The organism is Sphingosinicella sp. SM1-17 (genome assembly GCF_056821765.1).
On sequence record NZ_JBPDIO010000001.1, the window covers coordinates 1268754 to 1294818 of the forward strand.

A 26065-nucleotide genomic window follows, 5' to 3' on the forward strand; every position below is an offset into this window, starting at 1 on the left:
CGCTCCTTTCTTCTGGTTATCGGCATCGGTCACGTCGCCGGCACCACGTCGAACGCGATCGTGGTTCGAGCTCCATCGGCTTCGAACGGTATCGTTCCGTGGTAGAAATAAGATGGGAAGAGCACGAGCTTCCCGACTTGGGGCTGAACCAGTCCGGCAATTTGCTCGCGCTCGCCGAGTTGGAGCGCGGTTTCGCCGAACTTCAACCAGCCCTGGCGGTCGCTGTCCTCGCTCACCGACCGGGGCAGCTCGACATAATAGCAGGAGCTGATCCAGCCCTCGGGATGGACGTGGTTCACATGATGGCCGCCGCGCCTCAGTCGCACCGACCAGGAACCGGAAAAGGCAAAGCGGCCGCACTTGCGGGCCAGGAAGGGGTGGGTCGGATCGTCGGGGAGCGAGGCGATGTAGCGGTGGACCTGATCTTCTATCATGGAGCGAACTTGGCCGACTTCGGGGATCGGCCGATCGAAGAGATCGCCGATCGTCTGGGTGCCGCCGCGAAGCGTCTGCTCCAGTGGATGTTCGCTCATGACGTGGAGGTCGGCCAGTGCCGCGGCCAGCCGAGCGTTGAAGCTGCCGACGTCTCCGATCGGGGGGGTCAGGATCGCGCTCCCGACGAATCGATCATAGTCGTTCAGGATCGCGGCTCGCGGGTCGCCCAGAAAGCGCCAGCAAAGCGCCCGATAAGCGAGCGCCTGCTGGTCGAGAATATCTTCGTCGAGCAGATCGAGGGCATGCTGATAGCGTTCGAGGATGATCAGCGATCGAGCCGTCTCCCGCCGCAATCGAGCATGGGTCGGCTCAAGCTCGAGCCCGGCGAAAAACTGCTCCAGGGCTTGCGCGGCTTTCGCTTGGGACCAGAGCGCCTGACCGAAACGATGATGGAGATCGGCGGTCGCGCGGCCCCGGTCCAGCACCGGCGCCAGCAGCGATTCCGCCTCGGCCGGACGACCCGACAGGATGAGCTGGTGAGCCAGGTCGGCAAGCAGTCCTGGATCGTCAGGGTGGTGCGCAAGCGCCTCCCGATAGCTGGCCAGATAGGCGGCCCGATCGCCAGCCTGCCAGTAGAGGCGGTTCAACGAGGCATGGGCCTCGCGATCGTGGGGACGGCGGGCGATGACCTCCCGATAGGCATTGGCGGCCCCTTCGAGGTCCCCCAGATCCTGGAGGCAGTGTCCGAGATTGTAGCGGATCTCGGGCGAGCCGCTGTCGGCGGCGGCACATTCTCGAAACAGCGGCAGAGCCTCACGCGATCGTCCCGCCAATCGGAGCGCCACGGCGAGATTCTGTTTTGTCGGCACATGGCCGGGCCGCAGGACCAATGCCCTTTGCAGGGCCGAAATCGCTTCCTGGAATCGTCCCTTGGCGCGCAGGGCCCGGCCCAGGAGCGCCCAGACCCGGGCGTCCCGCGGTGAACGCTCGGCGGCCCCCTCCAGAATGTCCAAGGCTTCGGTCGGCGCTTCGTGCGCGAGCAGGGCACCGGCGAGATTGAGCTGTGCATCCAGATAGGCCGGCTGCATCCGCAGGGCCTGGCGGTAGGCGGAGATCGCTTGGTCCTGACGCCCCAGGTCCGCGAGCGCATTGCCCAGATTGTTGAGGACATGCGGCTGATGGGGGTTCGACCTTAGCGAGCGTCGAAACAGGTCTGCAGCGGCTTGCTGGTCGCCTCGCTGCCGGGCCAGCATCCCCAGGAGCTGCAAGGCATCATGCTGCTCGGGATCGGCAGCCAGGACGGTCTCGAGCAATTTCGTGGCCGCCGTTGTGTCCCCGGCGCGCCCCAGGCGCATCGCGGCCGCCAGGATTGACTGCACCGGTATCGGAGCGTCGAGTATTGCCGCGGCGCTCACGGGCGGGCCGGCTTCCCGGGCACGTCATCCTCCTCCTGTGGCCGCTTCGCCGGCAAGGATGGTCCTACCGTCGCGGGGCGTCAGGGAGGGAAGCAAAAACTCTTCCTGCCGTCAAGCGAATCACATTTTAAATCACGTGCAAAATCACATAAAGCAGCGATTGTCCTCTCGGTCGCCAGACGGGCGGGTCGCCGCGGCTCGGCCGGCGCTGTCGGCATTCCACGCGTGCGGCGGCCATGGTTGATCGCGCTGGGAGGGCCAGCAACAAGCCGCCGCACAAGGGCTCGGGCCGCCCCGCCGGGCGCCGAGGTGCTGATTATTCGATCGGCAGCTTGCTGAGGTTGGAGCTGATCTTGTGAAGAGTCCGCAGCAGGTGGGCGATGTCCCGGTCGCTGACCCCTTCCATGGCGCGAGCGAACTGCCGCCCGACGATCGGAGTGAGCTTTCGAAGCGTTTGCTGCCCGGCTGGGGTCAAGGTTACCTCGGTGATCCGGTTATCCTCCGGATTGGGTTCGGTCGTCACCAGGCCCTGTTCGATCATCCGGTCGATGATCCGGCTCACGGTCGAACGCTTGGTCAGTGCAGCTTCGGCCAGGGCGCCGATGCTGGCGGGCTGCCGCTCGCGAAGCACCGTCATGATCCGATAGATCGGCTTGGACACGCCGTGCTTGTGCAGCACCTTGTCCATGTCTTCGTGATATTTGAAGTCGGCGTGCGCCATCAGGTAAAAGGGCGAGTTCTCGAGCCTGAATTCCGGGTTGCTCGGGTCATAGACAGTTCGATCGGCCATAGAGTTGGACGCCTTTCATCACCCCTATTGGTCTCGTCTGCTGCGAGGATTTCGGCGTCATCCGTATCACCTGCCGAACTTCCGCGCATGACTTTCTTTCACCAGCCGCCGGGCGGCTGCGAGCCCATAATGCGTTCAAACACACATGTCATCTCACCTATTTCAGGGCTTCGAGTCAGGAGCGGGCGGAAACCTCGGCGCAGGAGGGCAGCGAGGCCATGGCGGGTCGAACGAAGCCGTGATGCATCTACGCTATTGCGAAGCATTCGCATTTGCGGTTAGACGTCCCCCCAGGCAATTTGGGGGATCCGATGACTGTTCGTTACGTGTTGCTTGCGGCGAGTGCGCTTGTGGTTCCGTCCCTCGCGCTCGCAGAGGAAGGGGCTCAGCCTCAGGATGAGCGGAGCGCAGCCGAGATCGTCGTCACGGGCGCTCGGCGGCCTTTCAACGCCACCAAGTCGGACACGCCGATCGTCGAAACGGCGCGGTCCATTTCCGTCGAGACGGCCGCCGATTTCCGGGACAAGGGCTTCGAAACGCTCGACGATGCTCTGACCTACACGGCCGGAGTTACGGCAGAGCCCTATGGCTTCGACATGCGCGGCGACTTTGCGGCGGTCCGCGGCCTCTCGGTGCCGGAATATCGAGACAATCTGCAATTCCTGTTCGGCTTCTACAACAATCCGCGACCGGAGCTCTACACGCTCGAGCAGGTGGAAGTGCTGAAAGGTCCAGCCTCGGTGCTGTACGGAGCCGGATCCCCGGGCGGCATCATCAACGCCATCACCAAGCGGCCCTTCGCCGGCACTGCCGGCGAGCTCCGGGCGCGGATCGGCTCGTTTGACCGCTACGAATTGATGACCGATCTGAACGGCTTCATTCCGGGAACGGGAGAGACGGGCTTCGCCCGGCTGGTGGCCGTTTATCGCAATACCGGGACTCAGATCGACGAGGTGGACGAGGAGAAGATCGTCGTCGCGCCGTCCGTCACCGCCCAGCCGGCCAATGGCACCACCATCACCCTGCTCGGCAATTATACGCGCCAGGACACGGACAGCGGACACCAATTCTATCCGGTGACCGGGACCTTGCTGCCCTCCGCCGACGGCCGCAGAATCGACCCGACGGAATATTTCGGAGAGCCCGGCTTCAATCGCTACGATTCGGAATCGATCGCGATCACCGTCCTTCTGGAGCAGGCTATCACGAGCGGACTTCAGTTCGAGGCGGTGACGCGCTTCGTCGACTCGACGGCGGACTATCTTCAATCCTGGCCGGCCTTCCTCGGAGTCGGTGTGCCACGCATCGATGAGAATGGAGACGCAATCCGGAGCTTCTACCTGGCCGACAATCGCTCCGAGCAGTTCGCGCTCGACGCCCGCTTGCGCGCCAGCTTCACCACCGGCCCGCTCCGACACGAGCTTCTGGCGGGGGTCCAGTATCAGGACATCATGACCGACAGCGATACGGCTTTCCTCAACCGGGGCACGATCAACGTCTTCGATCCCGTCTACGGCAACGGTCCGAACGAGTCGGAGATGCGTGCCCTTCAGCGGAATGCTCCCTCCAATTTCATCAACCAGACCGGCTACTATGTCAGCAATCAGGTGACCCTCGGCGATCTGATCGTGAACGCTGGAATCCGCTTCGACGAGGTCGAAAACCGCGCCGGACGTGGAACGCCCCAGCGCGACAGCGCCACCAGCATCAGCGCGGGCGCGCTTTATCGCCTGCCGTTCGGGATCGCGCCGTACCTGAGCTATGCGGAATCGTTCCAGCCCGTCGTCGGCCTGGACCGGATCACCAACGCCCCGCTAAAGCCGCAGGTGGGGCGGCAGTATGAGGCCGGGATCAAATGGCAGGTCCCCAGCGTGCCGGCTCTGATCACCGTCGCCTGGTTCGACATCGAACAGTCGAACCTTCCCAATCCGCAGGCGATCGCCGGCGCCGACTCCCAGCAGGAGGGTATCGCCAAGATCCGCGGAATCGAGGTGGAGGCGGTGGCCTCGATCGGCGGGTTGCGGATCGATGCCAATTATGCGCTGCTCGACACCGAGGATCCGAACGGATTCCAGCTCTCTGCGATCCCGCGTCACCAGGCGTCGCTGTTCGGGATCTATCGGTTCGCTTCGGGGCCGCTCAGCGGCTTTCGGATCGGCGCCGGTGTGCGCCATGTCGGCGAAAGCGAAAGCAGCGGTTTCAGCGCCGGAACGGGCACGCCGCTGACCTATGTGACGGACGATTATACCGTGGCCGACCTCACCGCCGGATACCGGTTCGGCAGGTGGGACCTTTCGGTGAACGCCCGCAACATCACCGGCGAGGATTATTTCACGACCTGCCTGGCCCGGGGCGACTGCTATCCGGGCGAGCGCCGCTCGGTCGTTGCGACCCTGGCCTATCAGCTGTGATGGCGAGATGAGCGGAACAGGGATCATCCTTGCTGGTGCAGCCCTGGTGGCGCTCGGGATCGGTGCACTCCGGATGGGGTGGCGACGATCCGAAGGCCGGATCACGGCGCCGCTAGGCTGGGCTTCGATCGCGCTCGGCCTGATTCTGCTTGCGGCGGGCGAGGGTGCCTGGGGGCTTGCCGTGGGCGGGCTGCTCGGATCGGCGGTGGCTTTCGTCCTGCTCGGCCAGGCTCTGATCGACTCTCCGGCGCGGACGGTCGCGCGGGATCGGCCGACCCGAACGACGCTTCGGCTCCGGGAGGAAGGGCGGCTGCACATCGGGCGGCGCTTGACCACGTTCATGCTCGTCATCCCCCTCGCGATGGCTGGATCGATCGCCGTCGGGATTGCCGCCCAGGCGCTCGGCCGGGCCGCGGGCTGGGCCGAGGCCGACAGCAACACGCTCGGCCTCTTCGTCTTCCCCATCGCCTGGGCGCTGCTGGCGACCGTGATGATCATGCGCCCGAACCCATGGGCGATGGCGAGGCCGCTGGTCGGCACCATGGCGGCGAGCGGTTTGCTGTTCTGGATTGCGATTTGAGGGCAGGATCATGGCCAAGCTGATTTCCGCCGATTTCGTGCGACGGTCCCTCGAAGGGCATGCCGCGATCGGGCTTCTCGCGGGCGCCTTGCTCTACATTCTGTGCCTCAGCGGCACCCTGATCGTCGTTCACGAGGAGTGGCAGCGCTGGGAGCAGCCGGCCATGCCAGAAATGGCGCAAATGGCTCCGGAAGCGGTTCAGGCCGGGATCGCGCGGGTGATTGAGAGCGAAAGCGACAAGACGCCGACGACCCATCTCTGGGTGCATCTGCCGAACGAAGCCCTGCCGCGCACCGTGATCACGACCGATCACCAGGCCGTCTATCTCGATCAGGCGGGCAACATTGCCGGCCCCGAGGCGCATGCCTGGACCGAGTTCTTGATCCACATGCACTATTATTTCCATCTGCCGGCGATCTTCGGTCTGACGGTGGTCGGCGCGCTCGGCGTGATGATGGCCGCGCTGGCCCTGGGCGGAGTCCTGGCTCACCCGCGAATCTTCCGCGATGCGTTCCGACTGCGCGCCAGGGGCGCTCGGCAGCTTGCCTATGCGGACTGGCACAACCGGCTGGGCGTGTGGACCCTGCCGTTCAACCTGGCTGTCTCGTTGACGGGGGCTTTGCTCGGCCTGGCGTCGATCATGGCACTGGCCATGGCCGCCATCTTCTACGACGGAGACCCGGAAAGCGTGTTCGCTCCGATCTTCGGTCACGAGCCCGCCGCCGACTCGCGTCCGGCGCCGCTTCCCGACATCGTCCCGGCGCTGCGTCACATGGATCGGGAAGAGCCGGGCGTCACCCCGACCTACCTGATCCTGCACGATCCCGCGACGGTCGGCCAGCACGTCCAGGTGCTCGCCGACCATCCCCGCCGGCTGATCTTCGGCGATTATTATCTGTTCGATCCGGCTGGCCGCTTCCAGGGCAAGGTCGGAATGTCGGACGGCGCGCTCGGGCAGCAGGCCGCCGCCTCGACCTACAAGCTGCATTTCGGAAGCTTCGGCGGCCTTCCCGTCAAGCTCGCTTATATCCTGTTCGGTTTCGCCCTGACGGTGATCAGCGCAACCGGAACCTCGCTCTGGCTGATGAAGCGACGCCAGCAGGGTCGACCGGCGCCACGCCTCGAGGCGATGTGGACCGCGGTGATCTGGGGAACGCCCCTCCTGATCGCCTTCGCCTTTGCGCTTCGCCTGGCGGCCGGCCCAGCCGCGCCCCTGGCGGTCTTCTTCTGGATCGGCCTTCTGTTGATCGTCGTGGGCGCCGCCCTGTTCAAGGATCCGGCGCGGCTGTCCACCTGGCTTCGCCGGCTGCTCGGGGCCTCGCTGGCTGGCGTCGCCGCCGTTCACCTGATCGCCCTTCAGCCGACCCAGCCAGGCCTATTGGTGATCGACGCCCTGCTGATCCTTGCCGCCGTTGCACTGACGCCGTGGCGGCGGTTGTCGCGGCGATCGGCCGATCCTGTGCCGGTCCCTCAACCCGCCGAGTGATTCCCGCTGGAGCCAAGGAGACGACCTGTCTCCAGGGATCGGGACGAGCGAGCAGGAAGCGAATTTGCTCCTGGCCGTGCGGCAGGATCTGGCCGATTGCGGCCGGTCCGCTCTCTATGAGTTTCCGTCCATTTTCAGACGCGCATCCTCAAGTGCAGAAATGCCGGGCTCGTCAGCAGCGTGGCCGAGCCGTCCTCAGGTCGAGGCTGAAGTTGGCGCCCCTGTAGGGCCGTGTTTCCAACACGCAGGCGCGGCGATCGCCTTGCACCAGGACAAGCACTTTGTCTGCGAAGCGCTGCTCGTCGGGCACACTCCCGCCGGCCATGATCTCGTTGACGACGATCAACCATGCTCCGTCCAAGTCAGGACGAAAAATCGTCTCGCTGACGGAATCCGAGAGGTAGGTCGTCGCCCAGGGATTGCGCCTGCTCCATGCCATGAAGTCGCCATCGCGCCCGGAATCATAGCCGGCCTCGCGCATCTGCGGCTGTCGGTAAAACCGCACACGCGACCGATAGGGCGGGTCGGCGGCAGCCTGCGCTAACGCGACTGCCTCTTGGCGGGAAATCGATCCTTCGCTCACCGTGACGCGGCCGGTCACGCGGATCTCTTCTGAGGGCACGTCGAGTAGCCCTGCCTCACCGATTATTCGTTCCCGTGGAATGCAGGCTTGGAGCGTGCTGACGTTGGGCGGATTCGCCGGAATCCGGCCGCAAAGCTGGCCATCCCTTTCCCGAACTCGAACGGCGCTACCATTCGTGTCACCGGCAAGCGCACTGCTGGAGTCGATCTCGTTGAGGCGCATCCGCTCGTTGATGGCCGCCCATAACATTGCGCGAGCGAGGGGGGAGAGGTCTGGCTGGCCAGTGACGACGAAAGGCGACGACAGGGCATAGGCGAGTAGGACCGGCCGCTCGCGGGAAGGCCAGCCGACGATGGCAATCTGCCGCCGATCGTATACCGCTACACGGAGCCGGTAGCGGCCGATCTCGGCCCGTTCTTGACACAGCATCGGTAAGTCCGTCGGCGCACAGGGAAATTCGCGGCCGTTCCATCGGAAGGTTGTGGAACCGCTGCCGGCGATCGGGATGGGTGTCAGGACGAGCGCACCCCTGGCCCCGAGATAGCGCTCTGTCGGCCCCGCATCATGTTCTAGGTAGACAATCATAGAGGCGTCGGAGGGCACTCCGCTCCAGCTGATTTGGGCGGCCAGTGGCTCCCCTCGGCCGACGAAGTCCTCGGTCGTGCGCCGGATGCAAATTGCCGGACGGCCGTCTGCAGGCGGCGTCCCGCAATCGGTCCGGAGGACGGTCGGCCAAGTCTGCTCGTCCTGCGGTGGCAGGTCCGAACCACTGCGGATGAATCGTTCACTGAACCGCGGCTCGGCTTCGCGTGGCTCCTCGGCCGCCAGGATCCCGCAGGCGGCGGCGAGCAGGGTCACGACGATGGCGGTGGCCAAGCCCCGAACTGTTCGCACTGAACTCGAATCCTTATTGCCTCGTGGTCTCCTCCCACGGGCAGGTTAACAATCTCTGCGGAACTTCCGCGATGGCGCTGGGCGTGGAGCGCGGCCGGGCTCAGGCCAAGGCGGACCGCCGGGTCATGCGTTCGGAAGCACACTCTCCCGACGCAATTTGGCCGGCAGCGGAATGTCCGCCTCGACGTCGGGTGATGGTGATAGCCGACGTTCACGCTATGGCGGCTGCCGATCCATCTCCTGCTCGACCTCATCTTCTGGCTGTGTTCAACGGGTCCTGATCCTAGCTCGAAAGTCTCGACCCCAAACGCTCCGTCGCGATCATCCGTACGTCAAAGATAGCAAGATCATTCTTCGCTGCGATGCCGGCGTCGTCCATCCACTGCACGCCCGAGTCACGAGCCTGAGGGTCAAATCCTATAGGCAGACCCACCAGCATGGCCGGCTCCTCAAGGCGACGAGCGCGATCCTGCTCACGTTTGACAAGGTCGAAATCCTCATTCGTCCGTATCGGGCGCACCCCGAACCGCGTGATGAGCGAAATGAGGTAAGCACTTTCATGGCCGGCTTTTTCTCGCGGGCGCGGCTCCAACGCTTCTCGATCGGAGTAGAGGTTGGCCTCCGCCAGATTATCCTGCTGCCCTCGGGAGATGGGCGGCCTAACCTCCGATGCCACGATTTGACGCGTGCTCGGGGAAAGGCGCTAAGATCGCCAAGACCGTCAATCTCGTCTACGTCCTCGGCTTTGGGCCATTCCATCTCGGGCGGGACCGGCCCGGGCTTGGCCGTTACGACCACGGCTTCCCTACTCCGTTCCTTCGACAGCAGATTGTCAGCTGAACGCCACCCTAGTCCAGGAGCAATGCTTGCCAGCCACGCTCGGCTAATCGCAGCTTGATGGCGGTCGGCATCCCCCGGGGAAAATGGTCGATAATCCGAGGGTGGATCCCACAAGATCGTGGTCGGGTTTACCCTTCGATGATCGGTGGCCCAGCGGATCGCGGCAACCCACTTGGCGGGGTGAATTTCCGTTGTGCCGTCGAACGTCTTAACTCGCTCGAACTGCGATTTGCCATCATGCGCGCACTTCGGACCGCCTGTGGACAAGAAGTCGTTCGAAGTTAGGCTACCCTTAGCTTCGCAGAGCACAAACCGCGATGCACGATCATCCCAGGCTATCCAATCGGGTATGTCGCCGGGAACCTGACGCTCGACGTGAACTGATCCTGGTATAGCAAGTCCATTTCTCTTCAAGGAAAGGAAACGTGTCAGGCAGCTTGGAAAGCGTCGATTCCGAGCGACCTTCCTTCTGGAGCCGCTCAAGCCACTCATCCGCGATGACGCTGAATGTCTCCTCCTGTCTCGCCCGCTTCTCGGCCTCCTCCTGCTTCCGCTGAGCGGCCGGGTCATGTCCCGCTACGACGACTTTTCGGGCGGCATCGCGCTTCTCGCGGGCGCCCGCCAGACTGACATCAGGATAGACTCCGAACGCGAGCGTCTTCTCCTTCCCGTCAGATCGATATTTAAAGCGCCAGTACCGCTGACCCTTGGGCGTCACGAGCAGAAACAACCCCCGCTCGTCGCTCAGCTTGTAAGGTTTTCCCTTTGGTTTCGCGTTGCTTACGGCGACTGCGGGAGAGGGGCATGGGGATATCTCCCGAGTTACGTTTGAGGACGTACCCCCAAAAGTACCCTCCCCTCTTTCGGATGCAAAGCGACGCCCCGACGCAACTCGGTACATCACCGCAGAAAACTGCAGTTTCTAGGCTGTTCCGAAGCTGCTTGGGAGGCCCTGAGACAGGGAGGTGGTGCCCAGGGGCGGAATCGAACCACCGACACCGTGATTTTCAGTCACGTGCTCTACCAACTGAGCTACCTGGGCATGACCGCCGGAAGCGGACGAGCGCCTATAGAGGCGGTCAGCGTCCGCTGTCCAGTGCGTCCTCGCCTTCGCCGAAAACCGGTTCGCCGGGCACGCGATAAGCGTCGCCGAGCCAGTTCAGCAGATCCCGATCGCGGCAGCCCTGGCTGCAGAACGGCCGCGCGGCGGGGGCGGCGGGTTTCCCGCAAAGCGGGCAGCTTTCGCCTGGATGCGCTTTGCCGGAATCACGACGGCTGACGATGGACATGCCCGGCCCATATGGAGAGGTCCGCCCGCTCCTGCAAGGCGACGGGCGCGCCGGCGCGGCGCTGCAGCGCCTCAAGCCAGTCCGCCCTGGCGGCGAGCCGGGCAATTACCGCCGGAGCGGCGTGGAGCATGATCGAGCCATGGCCGGAGCTTCGCTCGGCCCGCCGGAGCAAGGCGCGACTCGCCGCTCCGACCGGATCGCCCTGGACGATTTCGGCGATCGACGGCCGCTCGCGCCGGCGGACGATCTGGACGAAGCCGAAGCCATTGACCGAGGTTCGCTCGAACGGCTGGGGAAGCAGGGCATCAATCGCCCGAGCGGCGGCCTGCCGGTCGCCTCGCGCGGCCAAAGTCGGCAGGTCGATCCCGATCGAGCCGCCAAGGCCCAATCGGCGGATCGCTCGGGCGGCCGCCGCCGCTCCGGCCTCGGCGAGCTGGGCGGCGGGAAGGCTGCCGTCGACGTCGAACAGAGTCATGGCCGGAGTGAGACTCATGCGCAGCGCACCGCCGAGAAACCGTATCTCCCCCTGGGCGGCCTGTTCGAGTAGTTCCGACCAGCCCGCTTCCTCGAAACGGTCTGGGCCATGCAGCGGGTTCGACGAGCGGGGACCCAGCCGGTTGGCGAGGCATGGGCCGGGGCAGGGCGGCCGGTCCGTTGCTCGCCCCTTCGCCAGCTTGGTCCGGCCGGTCTCCGGAATCGCTTCGCGGACGATCTCGATCCGGAAGGCCGCACCTTCGCTAAGCTGGGGAGGCAGCGGCTCGACCAGCGCCTGTTCGCCGTTGGCGAGCTCTGCGATGCCGCGTTCTGCCGGTATCAGGATCCGGGCGAGGCGGCCCGGGATCACCGAGCCCGAGCGGGTCTCCGACGGCAGTTCCAGAATGGCTTCGACGATCAAGCCTTGCTCGACGAGAATGGCGCGATTCTCGCCAATCCCTTCTTCATAGATCCACTCAGCCAACAGGATAGCCCGCGGATCGGAGCAGAGCGCGGGTTTCGAACAGCGGCAATCCGACCACCGCGGAATAGGAGCCCGAGATCATCCGGACCAGCGCCTGGGCGCGTCCCTGGATGCCATAGGCGCCGGCCTTGCCCTGCCACTCGCCGCTGGCGAGATAGGCGTCGATCTCCTCTGCGGAGAGCCGCTTGAACGCGACGATCGTGGTGGCGAGGCGGTGTCGTGCCGTCCCGTCCGGATGAACCAAAGTGACGGCCGAGTGGGCCCGGTGGCGACGCCCCGACAGAAGCTTCAGCATCGATCGAGCGTCGTCCTCGGTCGCCGGCTTGCCGAGGATACGCCGTCCGGCGACGACGATCGTGTCGGCGGCGAGCACCAGCGATCCCGGCTGAGCCACGGCTTGCGCCTTCTCGCGGGCCATTCGCTCGACGTAACGCAGCGGCACTTCGCCCCGCCCCGGCGTTTCGTCGATATCCGCAGGAATGACGGCGTCGGGCGTGACTCCGATGCGGGCGAGCAGTTCAAGCCGTCGAGGCGAGGAAGAAGCCAGGACGAGCCGCATTGGCGGACAACCGTCCTACTTGAATCGGTAGGTAATCCGACCCTTGGTCAGATCATAAGGCGTGAGCTCGACCAGCACCTCGTCGCCGGTGAGCACCCGGATGCGGTTCTTGCGCATCTTTCCGGCGGTATGGCCGAGTATCTCGTGGCCATTCTCCAGGCGGACTCGGAACATCGCGTTGGGCAGAAGTTCGACGACCTGCCCGCGCATTTCGAGAAGTTCTTCCTTGGCCATTCAGATCCTTGTCGCAAAAGAGCCGGCAGCCCTTAGCTTCTGAACTCCGAAATGGAAAGTCCGCCTTAGGGCAACCGCGCGGCGGTGACCGTCGATGACGCGTCAGCCGGGTTGTGCCGGCGAAGGAACGCCTCGACCCGGCGTAGATAGTCGATGGAGTCTTCGGGCTGGGTGAAACCGTGCCCAGCTTTCGCGTAGAAGACGGATTCCACGCTGGCGCCAGTTCGTTGAAGCGCTCGCAGCAGGTCGCGCGACTGCGAAACGGGCACGTTGGTGTCGCGTTCGCCGTGGGCGAGGAGCAGCGGGATACGGAACCTCGCTGCCTGCTGAGTCGGTGAGATAGCAGAAAGATCCGTCCGCTCCTGACCTTCAACCCTCAGGCGCCATTCGCGCGAGTAGCGCGGGGCGGCAGCCACTCGCGAGTCGTAGCGAAGCATGGCTCGAACATCTCCGATCCCGGCAAAGCTGATCGCGCAGCGGTATAGTCGCGGGTTTCGGATCGGTGCCCACAGGGCTGCATAGCCGCCATAGGAGCTGCCCATGATGCAGACCCGGCCAGGATCGATCGTTCCCTGGGAGGCAAGCCAGTTCACGCCGTCCTCCATATCGTCGATCATGCCGGTACCCCACTGACCGAAGCCGCGCTCCACGAAATCTCGGCCATAGCCGGTAGATCCGCGGAAGTTCGGCTGGAGGACGGCATAGCCGCGGCTGGCCAGAAACTGGACTTCTGGATTGAAGGTCCAGCCGTCGCGCGCAAAGGGACCTCCGTGTGGCAGGACGATCAGCGGCAAGCGGCGATCGGCCCGCCGATCGGGAAGCGTGAGGTAGCCATGGATGGTGAGACCGTCGCGGCTCCTGTAACGGATTGGCCGGACTTCGGCGAAGCTCTGGTCGCTCAATTGCGGAAAGGGGCTGGCGAAGACCTCCATCCGGCGTGCGCGCCTGTCGAAGATGTAATAGGTTCCGGGATCATCGGCGGCCCCCGACCAGACCAGCACCCGGTTTCCATCCCTGCTGGAATTCAGAATGGTGTTGGTCTTGTCTGGAAAGACCCCGTCGATCGTCTCCTGAAGACGGCGAAGCTCCGGATCGATCCAATGGACCCGGGGGCGCTCATCCTCGAAGGCAATGCCGTCAACACTCCCGTCCGAGCCCATGATCGTCCGGCTGACATCGACTTGGGCATGCTCGAACAGAACTGTGCCTCGGGTGTCGGTGGCGAAGTCATATTCGTAGGCGGCGAACCGGCCGGTTTCCGCGTTGGTGATGACGACACCGCGATCGGTGTCGCTCACGAACCGGATCATGTCGACGACGCTGTCATCCCGGACGTAGCGGCGGGTGTCGACCCGGCGCAACGGCTCGCCCGCCGCAGCGCGGTAGTAGAGTTTGATGCGCCGCTCCCCATAGTCGACCCCGACCCGGACCACGCCCTGGTTGTCGGCGAACCAGTTCCAAACGCCCGTGCGCGGGCTCTGGATCTCCGTGGACTCTCCGGTGGCGAGATCGAAACGCTGCACGCTTGGAAAGCTGGTCACCCGCTCCTGCGCGGACACCAGCACATAGCGGCCGCTCGGATCGATATGGATGACGTCGTCGCCGATCAAGCCGCGGCCCACGTCAAGCAGCTCGGCCTTGTCAGCAAGCAAGTCATAGGAGACGACGCGCGAGACCGGAACCGGGATCCCGAGGATTACGGCCACGGTATGGACGCCGATCAGAAGGCGCTGGTCTCCCGCCCAGCGAAGCCACCGAACATTGATGTTCCCTGGAGAGATCAGCCGGCGCAATCTCCTCTCGCTACCGGCCTCCCACAGGGCGATCCGTTCCTTGCCATCCTCGAAGACCCGTGCGGCCACCTGTGTGCCGTCAGGCGAAAGTATGGGATCGGTGATGAAGGGAAGCTCGCCGAATAGTTCCACCGGGATCTGGGGTTCGGGAGTCTGGCCGGTTCCCGGTGCCGGCGAAACCGTCAGCAACGCCGCAGCCGACACGGCGAGCAGCCTCTTCAATCCCCCTTGCCCCACCAATCGTCCTCTCCCCCGATGAGGACGATGTTAAGGGAGTCGAAGGAGCTGTAAAGATAAAGAATGGCCCGCCCGGCACTCGCCGGACGGGCCAGAAGGACAGTCGAACTACAGATCAGCCTGCGCCGTGGCCGGCAAGCGCCGCGAGCAGCAACAAAGCGACGATGTTGGTGATCTTGATCATCGGATTGACCGCCGGACCGGCCGTGTCCTTGTAGGGATCGCCCACCGTGTCGCCGGTCACCGCCGCCTTGTGGGCTTCGGAACCCTTGCCGCCGTAATTGCCGTCCTCGATATACTTCTTGGCATTGTCCCAGGCGCCGCCGCCCGAAGTCATCGAGATGGCGACGAACAGGCCGGAGACGATGACTCCGATCAGAAGGGCGCCGAGCGCCGCGAAGCCATGTTCCGGACCCGCGACCGCGCGTATCACGAAATAGACGACGATCGGCGCGAACACCGGCAGCAGCGACGGGATGATCATCTCCTTGATCGCGGCACGGGTCACCAGGTCGACGGTGCGGGCGTAATTGGGGCGGCTGGTGCCGTCCATGATGCCCGGATTGTCGCGGAACTGCCCGCGCACTTCCTCCACCACCGCGCCGCCGGCCCGGCCGACCGCGGTCATGCCCATGGCGCCGAACAGATAGGGCAGGAGCGCTCCGAGCAGCAGTCCGACGATCACGTAGGGATTGGCCAAGGTGAAATCGATGTCGGCATAAGCCACGCCAAGATCACCGGCGAAGCGCCTGAGGTCGGTGGTGTAGGCGCTGAACAGCACCAGCGCACCGAGCCCGGCGGAGCCGATCGCATAGCCCTTGGTCACCGCCTTGGTGGTATTGCCGACCGCGTCGAGCGCGTCGGTGCGGGTGCGAACGTCTTCCTCCATGCCCGCCATTTCGGCGATCCCGCCGGCATTGTCGGTGACGGGGCCATAGGCGTCCAGGGCGACGACCATTCCGGCCAGGGCGAGCATCGCGGTCGCGGCGAAGGCGATCCCGATCAGGCCCGCAAACTGATAGGCGACGATGATGCCGATGCAGATCACCACCGTCGGCAGCGCCGTCGATTCCAGGCTGATGGCGAGGCCCTGGATCACGTTGGTGCCGTGGCCGGTCTGCGAGGATTGAGCGATCGACTTCACCGGCCGATAGTTGGTTCCGGTATAATATTCGGTGATCCACACGATCAAAGCGGTGACGGCGAGACCGACGATCATCGACCAGAAGAGGTCCCAGCCGGTGAAGCCGCCGGTGACCGCGTCGAGCGACACCGCCGGATCCACATCGAAACCCGTCGCCTCGCGAGCGCCGCCAATGACGGTGTTCATGTCGCCGAGGGTCTGGGCGGTGACGTACCAGAGCGCCGGCACCGACAGCAGGGCGGTCAGCCAGAAGCCCTTGTAGAGCGCTCCCATGATCGACTGGTTGCGGCCCAGACGGACGAAATAGGTGCCGATGATGGAAGTCAGGATGCACACGCCGCCGATGATCAGCGGAAGGCTCATCAGCGCCGTCATCTGCTCGACGCTCGTGCTGACCAGGAGCGCGATGAGCACCATCGTCGCGCCGACGGTAACGACATAGGTTTCGAACAGGTCGGCGGCCATTCCGGCGCAGTCGCCGACATTGTCGCCGACATTGTCGGCGATCACCGCCGGATTGCGGGGATCGTCCTCGGGAATGCCCGCTTCGACCTTGCCGACCAGGTCGGCGCCGACGTCGGCGGCCTTGGTGAAGATGCCGCCGCCCAGTCGGGCGAAGATCGAGATCAGGGAAGCGCCGAAGGCGAGGGCCACGAGCGCGTCGATCACGTCCCGGTCGTTGGGGGCGAGTTCGCGGACCCCGACCAGAAAGTAGAAGAAGACGGAGATGGCGAGAAGCGCCAGGCCGGCCACCAGCATCCCGGTGACGGCGCCGGCGCGGAAGGCGACGGTGAGGCCGCGCTGGAGGCTGGCCCGGGCCGCCTCAGCCGTGCGCACATTGGCGCGCACCGAAATGTTCATGCCGATGTAGCCGGCTGCCCCCGACAGGATGGCGCCCAGCACGAAGCCGATCGCCTCCGTCGAACCAAGGAAGACGAAGACGAGCGCCGCGACGACGACGCCGACGATGGCAATGGTCGTATATTGGCGGCCGAGATAGGCCTTGGCGCCCTCCTGAATAGCCGCCGAAACGGCCATCATCTTTTCATTGCCGGCCGAAGAGGCCAGCACCTGACGGCTGGTAATGATGCCATAGAGCACTGCGACCAGGCCGCAGGCGATGGCAATAAGCACGACGGTCATGAAATGTCCTTCCCCTGATTTGAAGGGCGCATGGAAGCGCCCACGGAGCGGACAAGCTCCGGAGTGACATGGGTTTACGAAGGAAAAGAGGAGGATTCAACTGTGGAGACTTGGGGTCTCCAGGTCTCCCTCAGCCCTGATGTTCGAACCCGAGCCTGGCGGGCAGAAGCACCGGCTCCCCGTCTTCAGTGAGGGTGAGTCCAATGCCCTGGACGCACTGGCCAATTCGAGTCATCGGCAGCCCGATTTCTTCGGACAAGGCAAGAAGAAGGGCGGCGGCATCGATCGGCGCGGCAAACAACAATTCATAATCGTCGCCCGCCGTCGCGGCGAAGAGCCGATCGGAGCGGCCGTCGCTGCGAACCGACAGGAAGTCGTCCGACAGCGGCACCGCCTCCAGCTCCAGCGCTACTCCGCAGCCGCTTGCCTCGCCCAGGCGGCGAGCATCGATCAGAAGCCCGTCGGACACGTCCATCATCGCCGACACGAGGGGCGCCAGCCGCTCGCCCGCCTCGAGCCGGGGCCTGGGGCTTCGATAGCGCTCGATCAGCCCCATCGGGCTTTGGCCGCCCTTCTCCAGAAGCTCCAGTCCGGCGCCCGCATCGCCGATCGTTCCGGTGACCCAGAGCTGGTCTGAAGGGCGAGCTCCGCTTCGCGAAGGCACCGGTCCGGCGGCTTCGCCGATCGCGGTCAATCCCAGCGCACGCGGAGCCCCGCTCGGCATCGAAACCGTGTCCCCGCCGAGGAGAGGGATCCCGAACGCCGCGAGCCCGGTGCGAAGTCCGGCTGCGAAGCTGGAGTCCCAATCGCGCTCGCCCAGCGCATAGCCGAGCAGGGCGCCGACCGGCCGGGCCCCCTTGGCCGCGAGATCGGACAGGTTCACCGCCAGCAGTTTCCACGCCACTTCTTCAGGCGGGTCGTCCGCGCGATAATGGACGCCTTCGACGATCATGTCGTGGGTAAGGACGAGAGTCCGCCCAGCCACTCCGAGAACCGCCGCATCGTCGCGCAGCCCTCGCGCTCCAGGTTCGGTCGCGAGCGCCCGGAGCGCGGCGATGAAGTCGGCCTCCGCGCTCATCGCGCCCGACCGGCCGCGAAGCGGCGGCGGCCTTCCGATCGGGTCTGGACCCTAACGCCTCGCCTCCTTCGCCACGGCATCGAGCAAGCCGTTGACGAAGGCCGCCTCGCGCTGGTCGTAAAAGGCTTTGGCGACATCGACATATTCGGAAATGATGCTTCCGGTCGGAACGTCCGGCCGGGCCAGCAACTCGTAGGTGCCCGCACGAAGGATCTGCCGCATCGGCCGGTCGAGCCGGGCGAGCGACCAGTCCCGGGCGAGCTTGGCGGCGATCCGTTCGTCCAGCTCCTCGCGGCGGGCATCGACGCCCTTCACAAGATCGTCGAAGAAGTCGACTTCGGCGTCGGCATATTCGATCCCGTCAATCGTCGCCCCCAACCGGTGGTGATGGAATTCGTGGAGCAGCGGGGCAACGGGCGTGCCTTCCATCTCCTGCTGATACAGGGCCTGGACGGCGGCAAGCCGAGCGGCGGATCGGGATCGTGAACGGGCGGGGGAACTCGACATGGCGGCCGGCATAGCCGTCCGGTGCGGCCAGCCCAACCCCCCTATTCCCGGCCGGCCGGGGTCTCGGCAATGAAATCCCGGATCGCTTCGACGACGAAGCGAGGATCCTCCCAGGGGATGAAATGTCCGGCCTGCGGATTGGTGGCGATCCGAAGATCGTCGACCAGATCGTGGAGGCCGAGCTGCAACGGCAGCAGCGCCTTGTCGCCCAGGCCCCAGATGACGAGCGTCGGCACCTTGACGCTTGGGAAGGGAAGGCTGGTCCAGAGCGGAGTCGACGCCTTCTCGCCGACAGCCGGAACGACGATGTCGCTGGCGCGGTACCAGTTGAGCATGGCCGTCAGCGCGCCTTCGCCGCTCCATTCGTCGAGATAGGCCTGCCGCTCCTGATCGGATATCCTGTCAGGATCGACATGGCTTGTGAACAGCTTGTCGAAAAAGGCGTCGAGACCCATCGCCTTGATCCCCGCCTCCATCATCGGGCTCTTGAAGGCTCGGATATATTGCGAGGCGGCGCGCTGGTCCTCGTCCTCGATCAGGCTGCGCTGGAAGACGAGGGGATGGGGCGCGTTGACGATGACCAGCCGATTCAACCGGTCGGGATGGCGGAGCGCGGCGAGCCAGGCGACGGCTCCGCCCCAATCATGTCCGACCAGAGTGAAGCGCTCGAGCTTCAGGGCGTCGGCCAGAGCGAGCAGATCCTCGAGGATTCGATCGGTCTTGTACGCGTCCACGCCTTCCGGCTTGTCGGATCCTGCGAAGCCCCGCTGGTCCGGGGCCACGACTCGGAAATCCCGAGCCAGATCGGGCGCGACGGAGCGCCAGGTGCGGTGCGATTCCGGGAAGCCGTGGAGCAGGAGGATCGGCTCGGCCGCTTCGAAGCCGCCGAGCTGCACCCGCAACGTCACGCCCGTCGGCAAGCCGATCCGAGTCAAAGCGAGCTGGCTCACGGATAGCTGACCGTCTTTGGCACTTCCGGCAGCGGGATGAACTCGTCGCGATCGTCGGGAGGAAGGGGAAACCGCATTGCTTTCCAGTCTTCGCGCGCCTGGCGGATCCGATCGCGGCTGGAGGAGACGAAGTTCCACCAGACGTGTCGCGGCCCGTCGAGCGGCTCGCCGCCGCAGAGCATCACATGTCCGCCCGATTCCGAGCGAAGGGTCGCCCGGATCCCGGGACGAAGAACGTAAAGCGTGCGCGGCTCCAGCCGGAGGCCGTTCAGCGAAGCTTCCCCTTCGGCGACATAGAGACCGCGTTCCTCCGCTTCCGGATCGATCGGCATCGCCCCGCCGGTAGCGAGATCGATATCCGCGTAGATGGTGTGGCTGTGGCAGGTTACCGGCGCGGTTTCGCCCCACAAGCTGCCCATCACGATCCGTGCCCGAGCGCGGATTCCCTCGACCAGAGGAAGGTCGCTGCGCGGCACATGTTCGAAGGCGGGATCGATCTCCTCCCTGGCGCTCGGCAGGGCAAGCCAGGTCTGGATACCGGACAGTTCCGGTCCGCCGGGCCGTTCGCCGGCGGGCGAGCGCTCGGAATGGGTAATCCCGCGCCCGGCCGTCATCAGGTTCACCGCGCCGGGCTCGATCGTCTGGACGGTGCCGAGCGAATCGCGATGCTCGATCGCTCCGGCGAAGAGGTAGGTGACCGTCGCCAGGTTGATGTGCGGGTGCGGCCGAACGTCGACTCCGCCACCCGGCGGGAGCTTCGCCGGCCCCATCTGGTCGAAGAAGATGAACGGACCGATCGTCGTCCGGTCGCGGTGCGGCAAGGTCCGGTAGACCTTGAAGCCGCCAAGATCGTGGCTGGTCGGGAGCAGGGTCTGGAGGAAAGGATCCTCGCTCACAGCCGCACCAGCATCTTGCCGATATTGGCGCCCCGGAACAGGTCGAGAAAGGCATCGGGCATGCTCTCGATCCCCTCCCGGACCGTCTCCCGGGACTTGAACTGGCCGCTCGTCACCCAGCTCCCCATGTCGCGATAGAAGTCGCCAATCTCGGGAAGGAAGTCGGTATAGATGAAGCCCTTCAGCATGATCCGCGCGGCGATGATCCGCAAGATGTAGCGGAAGGAGTGATTGGAGCCCGTATTATAGTCTTCGATCATGCCGCAGATCGCGAAGCGCGCATCCTGGCGGGCGGCCGCGAAGGCGGCGTCGAGATGCTCGCCGCCGACATTGTCGAAATAGACGTCGATCCCCTTGGGCGCGGCCTCCATCAGCTGGGGAAGCACGGGACCGGCCTTGTAGTCGATCGTTGAGTCGGCGCCGAGCTCGCGTAGCCACGCCGTCTTTTCCGCTCCGCCGGCGGAACCGATCACGGTCATGCCCTTCGCCTTGGCGATCTGGACGACCGCCGATCCGACCGCTCCGGCGGCCGCCGAGACGAAGACGGTATCGGACGGCTGCGCCTGCGCCACCCTCAGCAATCCGAAATAGGCGGTGGCTCCGGTGAGCCCCAGATTGCCGAGCCAGTGATGATCCTCGATCGGGATCGGCGGAACCTTGTTGAACTGCTCGGCCGGCCCGGCCGCCGACTCGCGCCAGCCGTGCATGTGAAAGACCGTCTCGCCCTCGCGGAAATGCGGCGAGCGGCTTTCCACCACCTTGCCGACAGCGCCGCCCTGCATCGGCTCGCCGATCTGAAACGGCGGGACGTAGCTTTTCACGTCGTTCATCCGGCCGCGCATGTACGGGTCGACCGAGAGCCACTCGTTGCGCACCAGGATCCAGCCGTCCTGAAGCTCGCCGAGCGTCGTTTCCTTCAGTTCGAAATTGTCCATGGTCGGCAGCCCGGACGGGCGCGACTTGAGGTGCCAAGCGCGGGTGGTGGCCATCGTCTCTCCCCTGTGCGTTGCCGTTGCTTTCGCGCCAATGGCCGCAAGAGTCAAAGAGGCCCGGCGCTCGGCCGGGCCTCTCACGCTCGGACGAAAGTCACTCGTCGTCGCGATAGGTCCCGGAGAAGCTCCGGTTGAGCATGTGCGGTCCGCGGCTCCCCTCGTGCTGGCGCTCGAACAAGGCGCCGCTTCGCTCGACGTTGCGCCAGCGCCGGATGGCTTCTTCGGCGCTGATGTTGAGATGCACCTGATTGTCCACATTCTCGATCCAGGAACAGGGAATCGAATGATGGGCACCGCCCGAATTCGGGTCGTTCTTGGTCAGGACGATATGGTCACCGCGTACCGCATCGACGGTTCCGACATGAGCGCCGTCGGAACCGACCACCTCCATATGGTCGACGACCTTCCCGAGCGCCTGGCGCTGCTGGCCGCGCCGTTCGCGCCAGGCGCCGAATTCCTGCTCGAAGCGCGACTGCCGCTCGCGGCAATATTCCTCATAGTCGCGGTCATATTGTTCCATCTGGCGATTACGCCACTCGGCATAATGGGGATCGTGCGCAGGCTGCTGCCGCTGGCCGCCGCCAAGCATGGCATAGCGTCGGGCCGAACTGTGACCCTGCATGCCGAACCCATAATCGCCGCCGAACGGCGATGCCACCGGGTGGACGCCGTGAGTGCCGGTGCTGCCGACGTCGGCACGGTCGAAGCGCGGTCCGGGAAAGCTCGGATCATAGCCGGGCGAAGCCGCAAAGCGCGCCGGATCGCTGCTGATCCCGCCGAAATTCTCCTCGGCGCCATAGCCCTGGCTGGGCCCGGCGCCATAACGGGCGCTGCCGGCATCGGGATCGTCCGGCTCCGAGCGGAAGTTGCGCCCGCCCAGTCGCTCGGAGCGCGGGGTCTGGTTGCCCCAGCCGCCGCCGAAACTATTGTCGCCGCTCCAGTGCATGTCGCGGTTCCGCCCGCGGCCATAACGGTCGTCACTCATCTCACTCTCCTGCTGTGCGAAGATCGTGTCGGATGAACGTAACGGCGCCGGTCGGCGTTCCGGTCGGTCGGACGATCCGTGGCTCGCCCCGGTCGGAGCGCGGGAGGCTCTTTCGCAATCGGGAAGAGGGACGCATTGCAACTTCGCAGGCCGCCCGCTATCTGGAGCGCCCACCGTCAGGTACGGGGCCGTAGCTCAGCTGGGAGAGCGCTGCAATCGCACTGCAGAGGTCAGGGGTTCGATTCCCCTCGGCTCCACCATTCCTCCAAAAATTTCGCAGGTTTCCGCGGGTTTGATCGACCGGCTCGATTCCCGCCCCACATTTGCGTCCACAGGCTCGTGCGCTTTGGTGGAACTGCCTGAGATGATAACCGCGTTACCTCTCTCAGTCGGCTTTGGGCTGAAACTGGCGGAAGCGGAAGATCAGCTCCGGGAATCATAGGTGGCGAACACGGCCGCTCAGCCGCAATCGGCAGCTATGACCGCTTTGGACCCATTGCGGACGACGCCGAACGACCCTGCGCAACAGCACGACTAGCAATGGACCAAGTAGGCCGATTGCAGAACTGGCGTAGCTGGCAGTGACATAGCTTCCCTTCTGGCGCAGCGCCGCAGCGCGAGACGCGTAGCCGCTGAATGTCCGTCACGTCAGTCAGCCAAATGTAGGGCGCTGACAGATGAAGTCTTCCGAAAGCCCTTGCTCAGGACCGCGCAATATGGTCGTCCCGTGCCAATGGCGACGATTGCAGTTTTCAGTTTGAAGGGCGGTGTTGGGAAGACGACGCTGGCGACCACGCTCGCCTGGTTCGCAGCTGCCGGCCCTTCGGCCAGGCGCACATTGCTGTGGGATCTCGATCCCCAGGGCGCGGCATCCTGGCTGCTGAACACAGAACCGGGCGGCCAGGAGCATGCTCGAGAGATATTCCTAAGGACTGCCGATGCCGAAAAATACGTTCGGCCCACTGCCATTGGCAGGCTGTCCATTCTGCCTGCGGATCGATCGTTGCGGGGTCTCGATCGTCTGTTTCAGGATCTCGACAAACGTAAACGGCTGGCCAAGCTGGCGGCATCCCTAAACAAGGAATGGGACCGGGTAATCCTCGATTGCCCTCCAGGCCTCACAGCGACCGCAGACCAAGTCATCCGGGCGGCGACTTTGATCATCGTTCCAGTGGTTCCGTCTCCCCTAGCCCGCCGTGCCTTCGACGATGTCGTCAGGCATCTGCGCGAGGAGCATGGCCGCACTGTGCCCATGTTGCCCGTCTTCAACATGATGGACCGGCGCCGCTCGCTGCACATGGCGGCAAGTGCGGATTTGCCGGATTGGCCGGTCATTCCGATGGCCAGCGCCCTCGAGGCGATGACAGCCAACCGGCCGGTATCCGGCCCATTTCCCAGCGGAACGGTGGCAGGGCAGGCCATTGCTCGGCTGTGGCAAGGCATCGAGCGAAAGCTTACCGGTTGAGCGTATCAGCCCTTCGTTCTGGCCTCGGCAATACCCGCCTTCCACTCTCCGTCCCGTATTCGCCCATCCTGCCTTGATGGCGCCATGGCATTGTCTAGATGCTTCGGCGAACTTCGGGACGATCACAGTTGCCGGGGTCGGCGCAGTCGTCACCATCTCCCCGCGCAGCAGGCGAAGCTTCGTCTCTTCGGCCTTTGTACGGGCCTTGGAGAGGGAGAGCTCCGCGGCGGACCCAAGACCGAGGTCCTGCCGCTTCCCGTTCACCTGCGTCCGGAGCACCCAGGACCGAGATACACTCTCGCGGACCATCATATGGGTTGAAGGCGGGTGCAGGGTTGGCAAGGTTTCATCTGCGAAGGTTACTCAAGGCTCGACGAACGGCCATTTGATCGCTTCTCAACCATCAGCAGCTGCGGTGGGCGGCGGCAGTGCTCGTCTTCGATGAACCGGCGCTTTCGACTAGGCAGGTCAGTCCATCGTCGTTTCTGGCGATAGATCACCCGGGTCGAAATGTCGGCAACCACAGGTCTTCACGAGAGGGCGATGTCTCCGCTCGGACCCGCGACGGCAAAGAGTTACCGAACCGTAAATTCCCCACCGCAAGGATACGGTACATCACCTGTATTGCCGTCCGTGGAGCGCCGAGCGAGACTGGGACGTCAGCTAAGTCCTTGTGACGACGACGGTCGGTGACGGATCATGGCCCAATTCGGGCCGCGCCATCAGACGCGATCGACCGGGTTGCTGGCGAGGGAGGAGATGCCGTCGTCGCGGCATCGAAGCGCGAGGGTGAAGCCGGAGCGCGTGAAGAGGGGGTGAGTATGACGGCCAACTATCCGCCGAGACTCCGAAGTCCGTGGACGGGATTCCGGATAGGCTGAGCGGGCAGCGCCCGCGAATGGGCGGCCGCCGATAGTCTGATCATGGAGAAGGCAGTGGAACGTGCGTCGGGCTCGGCGCGCGACCACCCGCCCCATGCCTGCTCCGGCCAAAGGCGCTGCGAAGCGTCGTCCGCGTTTCGGGAAAGGAGCGTGTCTCGATCGAAGGAAATGTCGAAGTGAAACTCTGAAAAAGGCAAACTGCCGGCGACGGCAGGACGCAAAGCCTCCGGGCTCGCAAGAGCTAGCGGGGCTGCTGGTGAGGGCGTGATGTTTCTGTCGTGTGATGTGTACCTTGCTGATTCCGGCCGGGCCCTGGGCTGGGACGGACGAAGGCGGCGTTCAGCGCCGTTCCCTGGCAGCGTGGCGCCGATCGACCATTGGCGAACGAGCTTTTCAGCGACAGATCCGGGCGCCCCATTGCGCCCAGGCCGGCTGCCTCCCGTCAGCCGCCGGGCGGCGAGATGAGCTTCGCCCGCGCGACATTTCAGAGCCAGCGTCGTCGCCGGGTGAGACGCGGGGCGGCCTCGCCGCCGCGCGGGCCTCCAACCGCGCCGGCCTTGTAGACAGAGAAGACTAAATGAAACTCCTACTAAGGCGACTTGAGTTGGGGTGAGAGGTGACGTGTATCTGTACACGGCAAGTAGAAGTTAATAACTGCTTACCAAATTGTTAAATATGTGAAATTGCATCTAACATGTTGACTTCAAGAAAGTTCCAAATCATCTTCATCAAACCGATTCGAAGGAGTCGTGTTGGTGATCGTACTTCGCACGTGTTTGTGGAAATGGTGCTAGTGCCGAACTAAGTGTTCGATCGGTCGCGCCTATTGTGCGGAGGGCAATTTGTTACTGGAGGGAGCGGGGCGAGCATGAGTCTTAATCGACCAAAGGGAATGGTCTCTGGCCGGGCGACGATCATGTTGCTGAGCCTGGCCTTGTCGGCCGGAGCCGCGCCGGCACGTGCCCAGCCTGCCCCGGCAAGCAGTACGGGGACGACGTCGACCAATGCCTTCCAGGAGCAATCAGATCGCCTTGGGGTGCGCCGGTGCGCCGGTCTCTTCACGGCGCTTGGAAATGTGGTTGCCCATGGCGCCGCCCACAACGTTCAGGTGCGGGCGGAGCGTGAATCGCCGGACGATCATGCGGTCCAGGGGCTCGTCGGAATGAACTATAGCGGCCCCGATCATCGCGGGCAGGCGGCAGGCATCGTCATGGCGGCTCCGGTGGGCCAGGGCTGCGAGGGTCAATTGGTTCGAGTCGCCCCGTTCGACCGCTCCTGCGACCAGGTCGTGTCGCTGCTGCCCGCTGGCAGTGTCCACTCAGGCACGCTGTCGGGCGTCCCGCTCTACGAACTCGGCGGCAATCAGGGCCAGGCTCTGCTGGTCGCGAGCGGCGGCACTTGTGTGGTCGTCAGCGTCGCTCAGGGCCGGGAAAATCCGTGATTCGGGACAAGGGCAATGCGAACGAAGGCCGTCCTCGGCCCCCGCTCGCCAGCCAAAGGGTGAAGGTCGGAAGTTCTCG

21 protein-coding genes, 2 tRNA genes, 1 pseudogene and 1 riboswitch are annotated in these 26065 nt (G+C 64.6%); of the genes and pseudogenes, 6 read left to right on the forward strand and 18 right to left on the reverse strand.

All coding sequences use genetic code 11. The features are described 5' to 3' along the window. Positions 1–29: 29 nt before the first annotated feature. Together ACRYLT_RS06425 and ACRYLT_RS06430 are read right to left on the reverse strand one after the other, a co-directional pair. On the reverse strand, positions 30–1850 hold the full coding sequence (locus ACRYLT_RS06425; protein ID WP_482663274.1) for a tetratricopeptide repeat protein: 1821 nt from the start codon (positions 1848–1850) through the stop codon (positions 30–32). A gap of 316 nt (positions 1851–2166) precedes the next feature. Continuing rightward, complete coding sequence (locus ACRYLT_RS06430) at positions 2167–2640, reverse strand: MarR family winged helix-turn-helix transcriptional regulator (RefSeq protein ID WP_482663275.1); 474 nt, start codon at positions 2638–2640, stop codon at positions 2167–2169. Positions 2641–2951: 311 nt separating this feature from the next. Here ACRYLT_RS06430 and ACRYLT_RS06435 point away from each other — a divergent pair, with 311 nt between their 5' ends. The 3 genes from ACRYLT_RS06435 to ACRYLT_RS06445 are packed head-to-tail and all read left to right on the forward strand — an operon-like array spanning position 2952 to position 7117. After that, complete coding sequence (locus ACRYLT_RS06435) at positions 2952–5051, forward strand: TonB-dependent siderophore receptor (protein WP_482663276.1); 2100 nt, start codon at positions 2952–2954, stop codon at positions 5049–5051. Positions 5052–5058: 7 nt separating this feature from the next. After that, positions 5059–5631: a hypothetical protein gene (locus ACRYLT_RS06440; protein ID WP_482663277.1), complete on the forward strand. Its 573-nt coding sequence runs from the start codon at positions 5059–5061 to the stop codon at positions 5629–5631. Between the two features lie 10 nt (positions 5632–5641). Beyond that, positions 5642–7117, forward strand: coding sequence for a PepSY-associated TM helix domain-containing protein (locus tag ACRYLT_RS06445; protein WP_482663278.1), 1476 nt, complete (start codon positions 5642–5644; stop codon positions 7115–7117). A 172-nt stretch (positions 7118–7289) separates the two neighbouring features. On the opposite strand, the gene ACRYLT_RS06450 is transcribed toward ACRYLT_RS06445, so the two are convergent. The 15 genes from ACRYLT_RS06450 to ACRYLT_RS06520 all read right to left on the reverse strand — a co-directional run bounded on the left by ACRYLT_RS06450 (position 7290) and on the right by ACRYLT_RS06520 (position 22199). After that, positions 7290–8576, reverse strand: a complete 1287-nt coding sequence (locus ACRYLT_RS06450; RefSeq protein ID WP_482663279.1) for a hypothetical protein — start codon at positions 8574–8576, stop codon at positions 7290–7292. A gap of 1183 nt (positions 8577–9759) precedes the next feature. Then, the gene (locus ACRYLT_RS06455; RefSeq protein ID WP_482665408.1) at positions 9760–10335 is read right to left on the reverse strand and encodes an Arm DNA-binding domain-containing protein; all 576 of its coding nucleotides are present in this window, start codon (positions 10333–10335) and stop codon (positions 9760–9762) included. A gap of 65 nt (positions 10336–10400) precedes the next feature. After that, positions 10401–10476, reverse strand: a tRNA-Phe gene (locus ACRYLT_RS06460). Positions 10477–10513: 37 nt separating this feature from the next. After that, the gene (locus ACRYLT_RS06465) at positions 10514–10723 is read right to left on the reverse strand and encodes a DNA gyrase inhibitor YacG (protein ID WP_482663280.1); all 210 of its coding nucleotides are present in this window, start codon (positions 10721–10723) and stop codon (positions 10514–10516) included. After that, positions 10701–11681, reverse strand: coding sequence for a ribonuclease (locus tag ACRYLT_RS06470; protein ID WP_482663281.1), 981 nt, complete (start codon positions 11679–11681; stop codon positions 10701–10703). The genes ACRYLT_RS06465 and ACRYLT_RS06470 overlap by 23 nt, the downstream gene beginning before the upstream one ends. Continuing rightward, positions 11674–12240, reverse strand: a complete 567-nt coding sequence (locus ACRYLT_RS06475; RefSeq protein WP_482663282.1) for a Maf family protein — start codon at positions 12238–12240, stop codon at positions 11674–11676. The genes ACRYLT_RS06470 and ACRYLT_RS06475 overlap by 8 nt, the downstream gene beginning before the upstream one ends. 15 nt (positions 12241–12255) lie before the next feature. After that, a complete protein-coding gene (infA, locus tag ACRYLT_RS06480; protein ID WP_114952794.1) occupies positions 12256–12474 on the reverse strand; it encodes a translation initiation factor IF-1 in 219 nt (72 codons plus the stop codon). Between the two features lie 65 nt (positions 12475–12539). Continuing rightward, a complete protein-coding gene (locus tag ACRYLT_RS06485) occupies positions 12540–14489 on the reverse strand; it encodes an alpha/beta hydrolase family protein (protein WP_482663283.1) in 1950 nt (649 codons plus the stop codon). A gap of 130 nt (positions 14490–14619) precedes the next feature. After that, entirely contained in the window at positions 14620–16791 is a 2172-nt protein-coding gene (locus ACRYLT_RS06490) for a sodium-translocating pyrophosphatase (protein WP_482663284.1), read from the reverse strand. Positions 16792–16921: 130 nt separating this feature from the next. Further along, positions 16922–17869, reverse strand: coding sequence for a thiamine-phosphate kinase (gene thiL, locus ACRYLT_RS06495; protein WP_482663285.1), 948 nt, complete (start codon positions 17867–17869; stop codon positions 16922–16924). Between the two features lie 51 nt (positions 17870–17920). After that, entirely contained in the window at positions 17921–18376 is a 456-nt protein-coding gene (gene nusB / locus ACRYLT_RS06500) for a transcription antitermination factor NusB (protein WP_482663286.1), read from the reverse strand. Between the two features lie 41 nt (positions 18377–18417). Further along, positions 18418–19326, reverse strand: a complete 909-nt coding sequence (locus ACRYLT_RS06505; RefSeq protein ID WP_482663287.1) for an alpha/beta fold hydrolase — start codon at positions 19324–19326, stop codon at positions 18418–18420. Further along, positions 19323–20222, reverse strand: coding sequence for a pirin family protein (locus tag ACRYLT_RS06510; RefSeq protein WP_482663288.1), 900 nt, complete (start codon positions 20220–20222; stop codon positions 19323–19325). The genes ACRYLT_RS06505 and ACRYLT_RS06510 overlap by 4 nt, the downstream gene beginning before the upstream one ends. Further along, on the reverse strand, positions 20219–21211 hold the full coding sequence (locus ACRYLT_RS06515) for an NADP-dependent oxidoreductase (protein WP_482663289.1): 993 nt from the start codon (positions 21209–21211) through the stop codon (positions 20219–20221). Before ACRYLT_RS06515 ends, ACRYLT_RS06510 begins: the two co-directional genes overlap by 4 nt. A gap of 97 nt (positions 21212–21308) precedes the next feature. Next, positions 21309–22199 (reverse strand): DUF2171 domain-containing protein, encoded by an 891-nt coding sequence (locus ACRYLT_RS06520; RefSeq protein WP_482663290.1) that lies wholly within the window; start codon positions 22197–22199, stop codon positions 21309–21311. Between the two features lie 184 nt (positions 22200–22383). On the opposite strand from ACRYLT_RS06520, the gene ACRYLT_RS06525 reads away from it, so the two are divergent. Next, a tRNA-Ala gene (locus ACRYLT_RS06525) sits at positions 22384–22459 on the forward strand. Positions 22460–22932: 473 nt separating this feature from the next. Next, positions 22933–23664: a ParA family protein gene (locus ACRYLT_RS06530; protein ID WP_482663291.1), complete on the forward strand. Its 732-nt coding sequence runs from the start codon at positions 22933–22935 to the stop codon at positions 23662–23664. A 171-nt stretch (positions 23665–23835) separates the two neighbouring features. Here the strand turns inward: ACRYLT_RS06530 and ACRYLT_RS06535 are convergent. Then, positions 23836–23976 (reverse strand): annotated as a pseudogene (locus tag ACRYLT_RS06535) (Arm DNA-binding domain-containing protein); the annotation flags it as partial. A gap of 751 nt (positions 23977–24727) precedes the next feature. Further along, positions 24728–24803, forward strand: a riboswitch (cyclic di-GMP riboswitch). Between the two features lie 610 nt (positions 24804–25413). Here ACRYLT_RS06535 and ACRYLT_RS06540 point away from each other — a divergent pair. After that, entirely contained in the window at positions 25414–25986 is a 573-nt protein-coding gene (locus ACRYLT_RS06540) for a hypothetical protein (RefSeq protein ID WP_482663292.1), read from the forward strand. Positions 25987–26065: the final 79 nt, after the last annotated feature.

Coding starts and splice junctions, on each gene's coding strand:
- ACRYLT_RS06430 (WP_482663275.1), bottom strand. CDS start 2,640: ATGGCCGATCGAACTGTCTATGACCCGAGCAACCCGGAATTCAGGCTC.
- ACRYLT_RS06435 (WP_482663276.1), top strand. CDS start 2,952: ATGACTGTTCGTTACGTGTTGCTTGCGGCGAGTGCGCTTGTGGTTCCG.
- ACRYLT_RS06440 (WP_482663277.1), top strand. CDS start 5,059: ATGAGCGGAACAGGGATCATCCTTGCTGGTGCAGCCCTGGTGGCGCTC.
- ACRYLT_RS06445 (WP_482663278.1), top strand. CDS start 5,642: ATGGCCAAGCTGATTTCCGCCGATTTCGTGCGACGGTCCCTCGAAGGG.
- ACRYLT_RS06455 (WP_482665408.1), bottom strand. CDS start 10,335: ATGTACCGAGTTGCGTCGGGGCGTCGCTTTGCATCCGAAAGAGGGGAG.
- ACRYLT_RS06465 (WP_482663280.1), bottom strand. CDS start 10,723: ATGTCCATCGTCAGCCGTCGTGATTCCGGCAAAGCGCATCCAGGCGAA.
- ACRYLT_RS06475 (WP_482663282.1), bottom strand. CDS start 12,240: ATGCGGCTCGTCCTGGCTTCTTCCTCGCCTCGACGGCTTGAACTGCTC.
- infA (WP_114952794.1), bottom strand. CDS start 12,474: ATGGCCAAGGAAGAACTTCTCGAAATGCGCGGGCAGGTCGTCGAACTT.
- ACRYLT_RS06490 (WP_482663284.1), bottom strand. CDS start 16,791: ATGACCGTCGTGCTTATTGCCATCGCCTGCGGCCTGGTCGCAGTGCTC.
- thiL (WP_482663285.1), bottom strand. CDS start 17,869: ATGAGCGCGGAGGCCGACTTCATCGCCGCGCTCCGGGCGCTCGCGACC.
- nusB (WP_482663286.1), bottom strand. CDS start 18,376: ATGTCGAGTTCCCCCGCCCGTTCACGATCCCGATCCGCCGCTCGGCTT.
- ACRYLT_RS06515 (WP_482663289.1), bottom strand. CDS start 21,211: ATGGCCACCACCCGCGCTTGGCACCTCAAGTCGCGCCCGTCCGGGCTG.
- ACRYLT_RS06520 (WP_482663290.1), bottom strand. CDS start 22,199: ATGAGTGACGACCGTTATGGCCGCGGGCGGAACCGCGACATGCACTGG.
- ACRYLT_RS06530 (WP_482663291.1), top strand. CDS start 22,933: ATGGCGACGATTGCAGTTTTCAGTTTGAAGGGCGGTGTTGGGAAGACG.
- ACRYLT_RS06540 (WP_482663292.1), top strand. CDS start 25,414: ATGAGTCTTAATCGACCAAAGGGAATGGTCTCTGGCCGGGCGACGATC.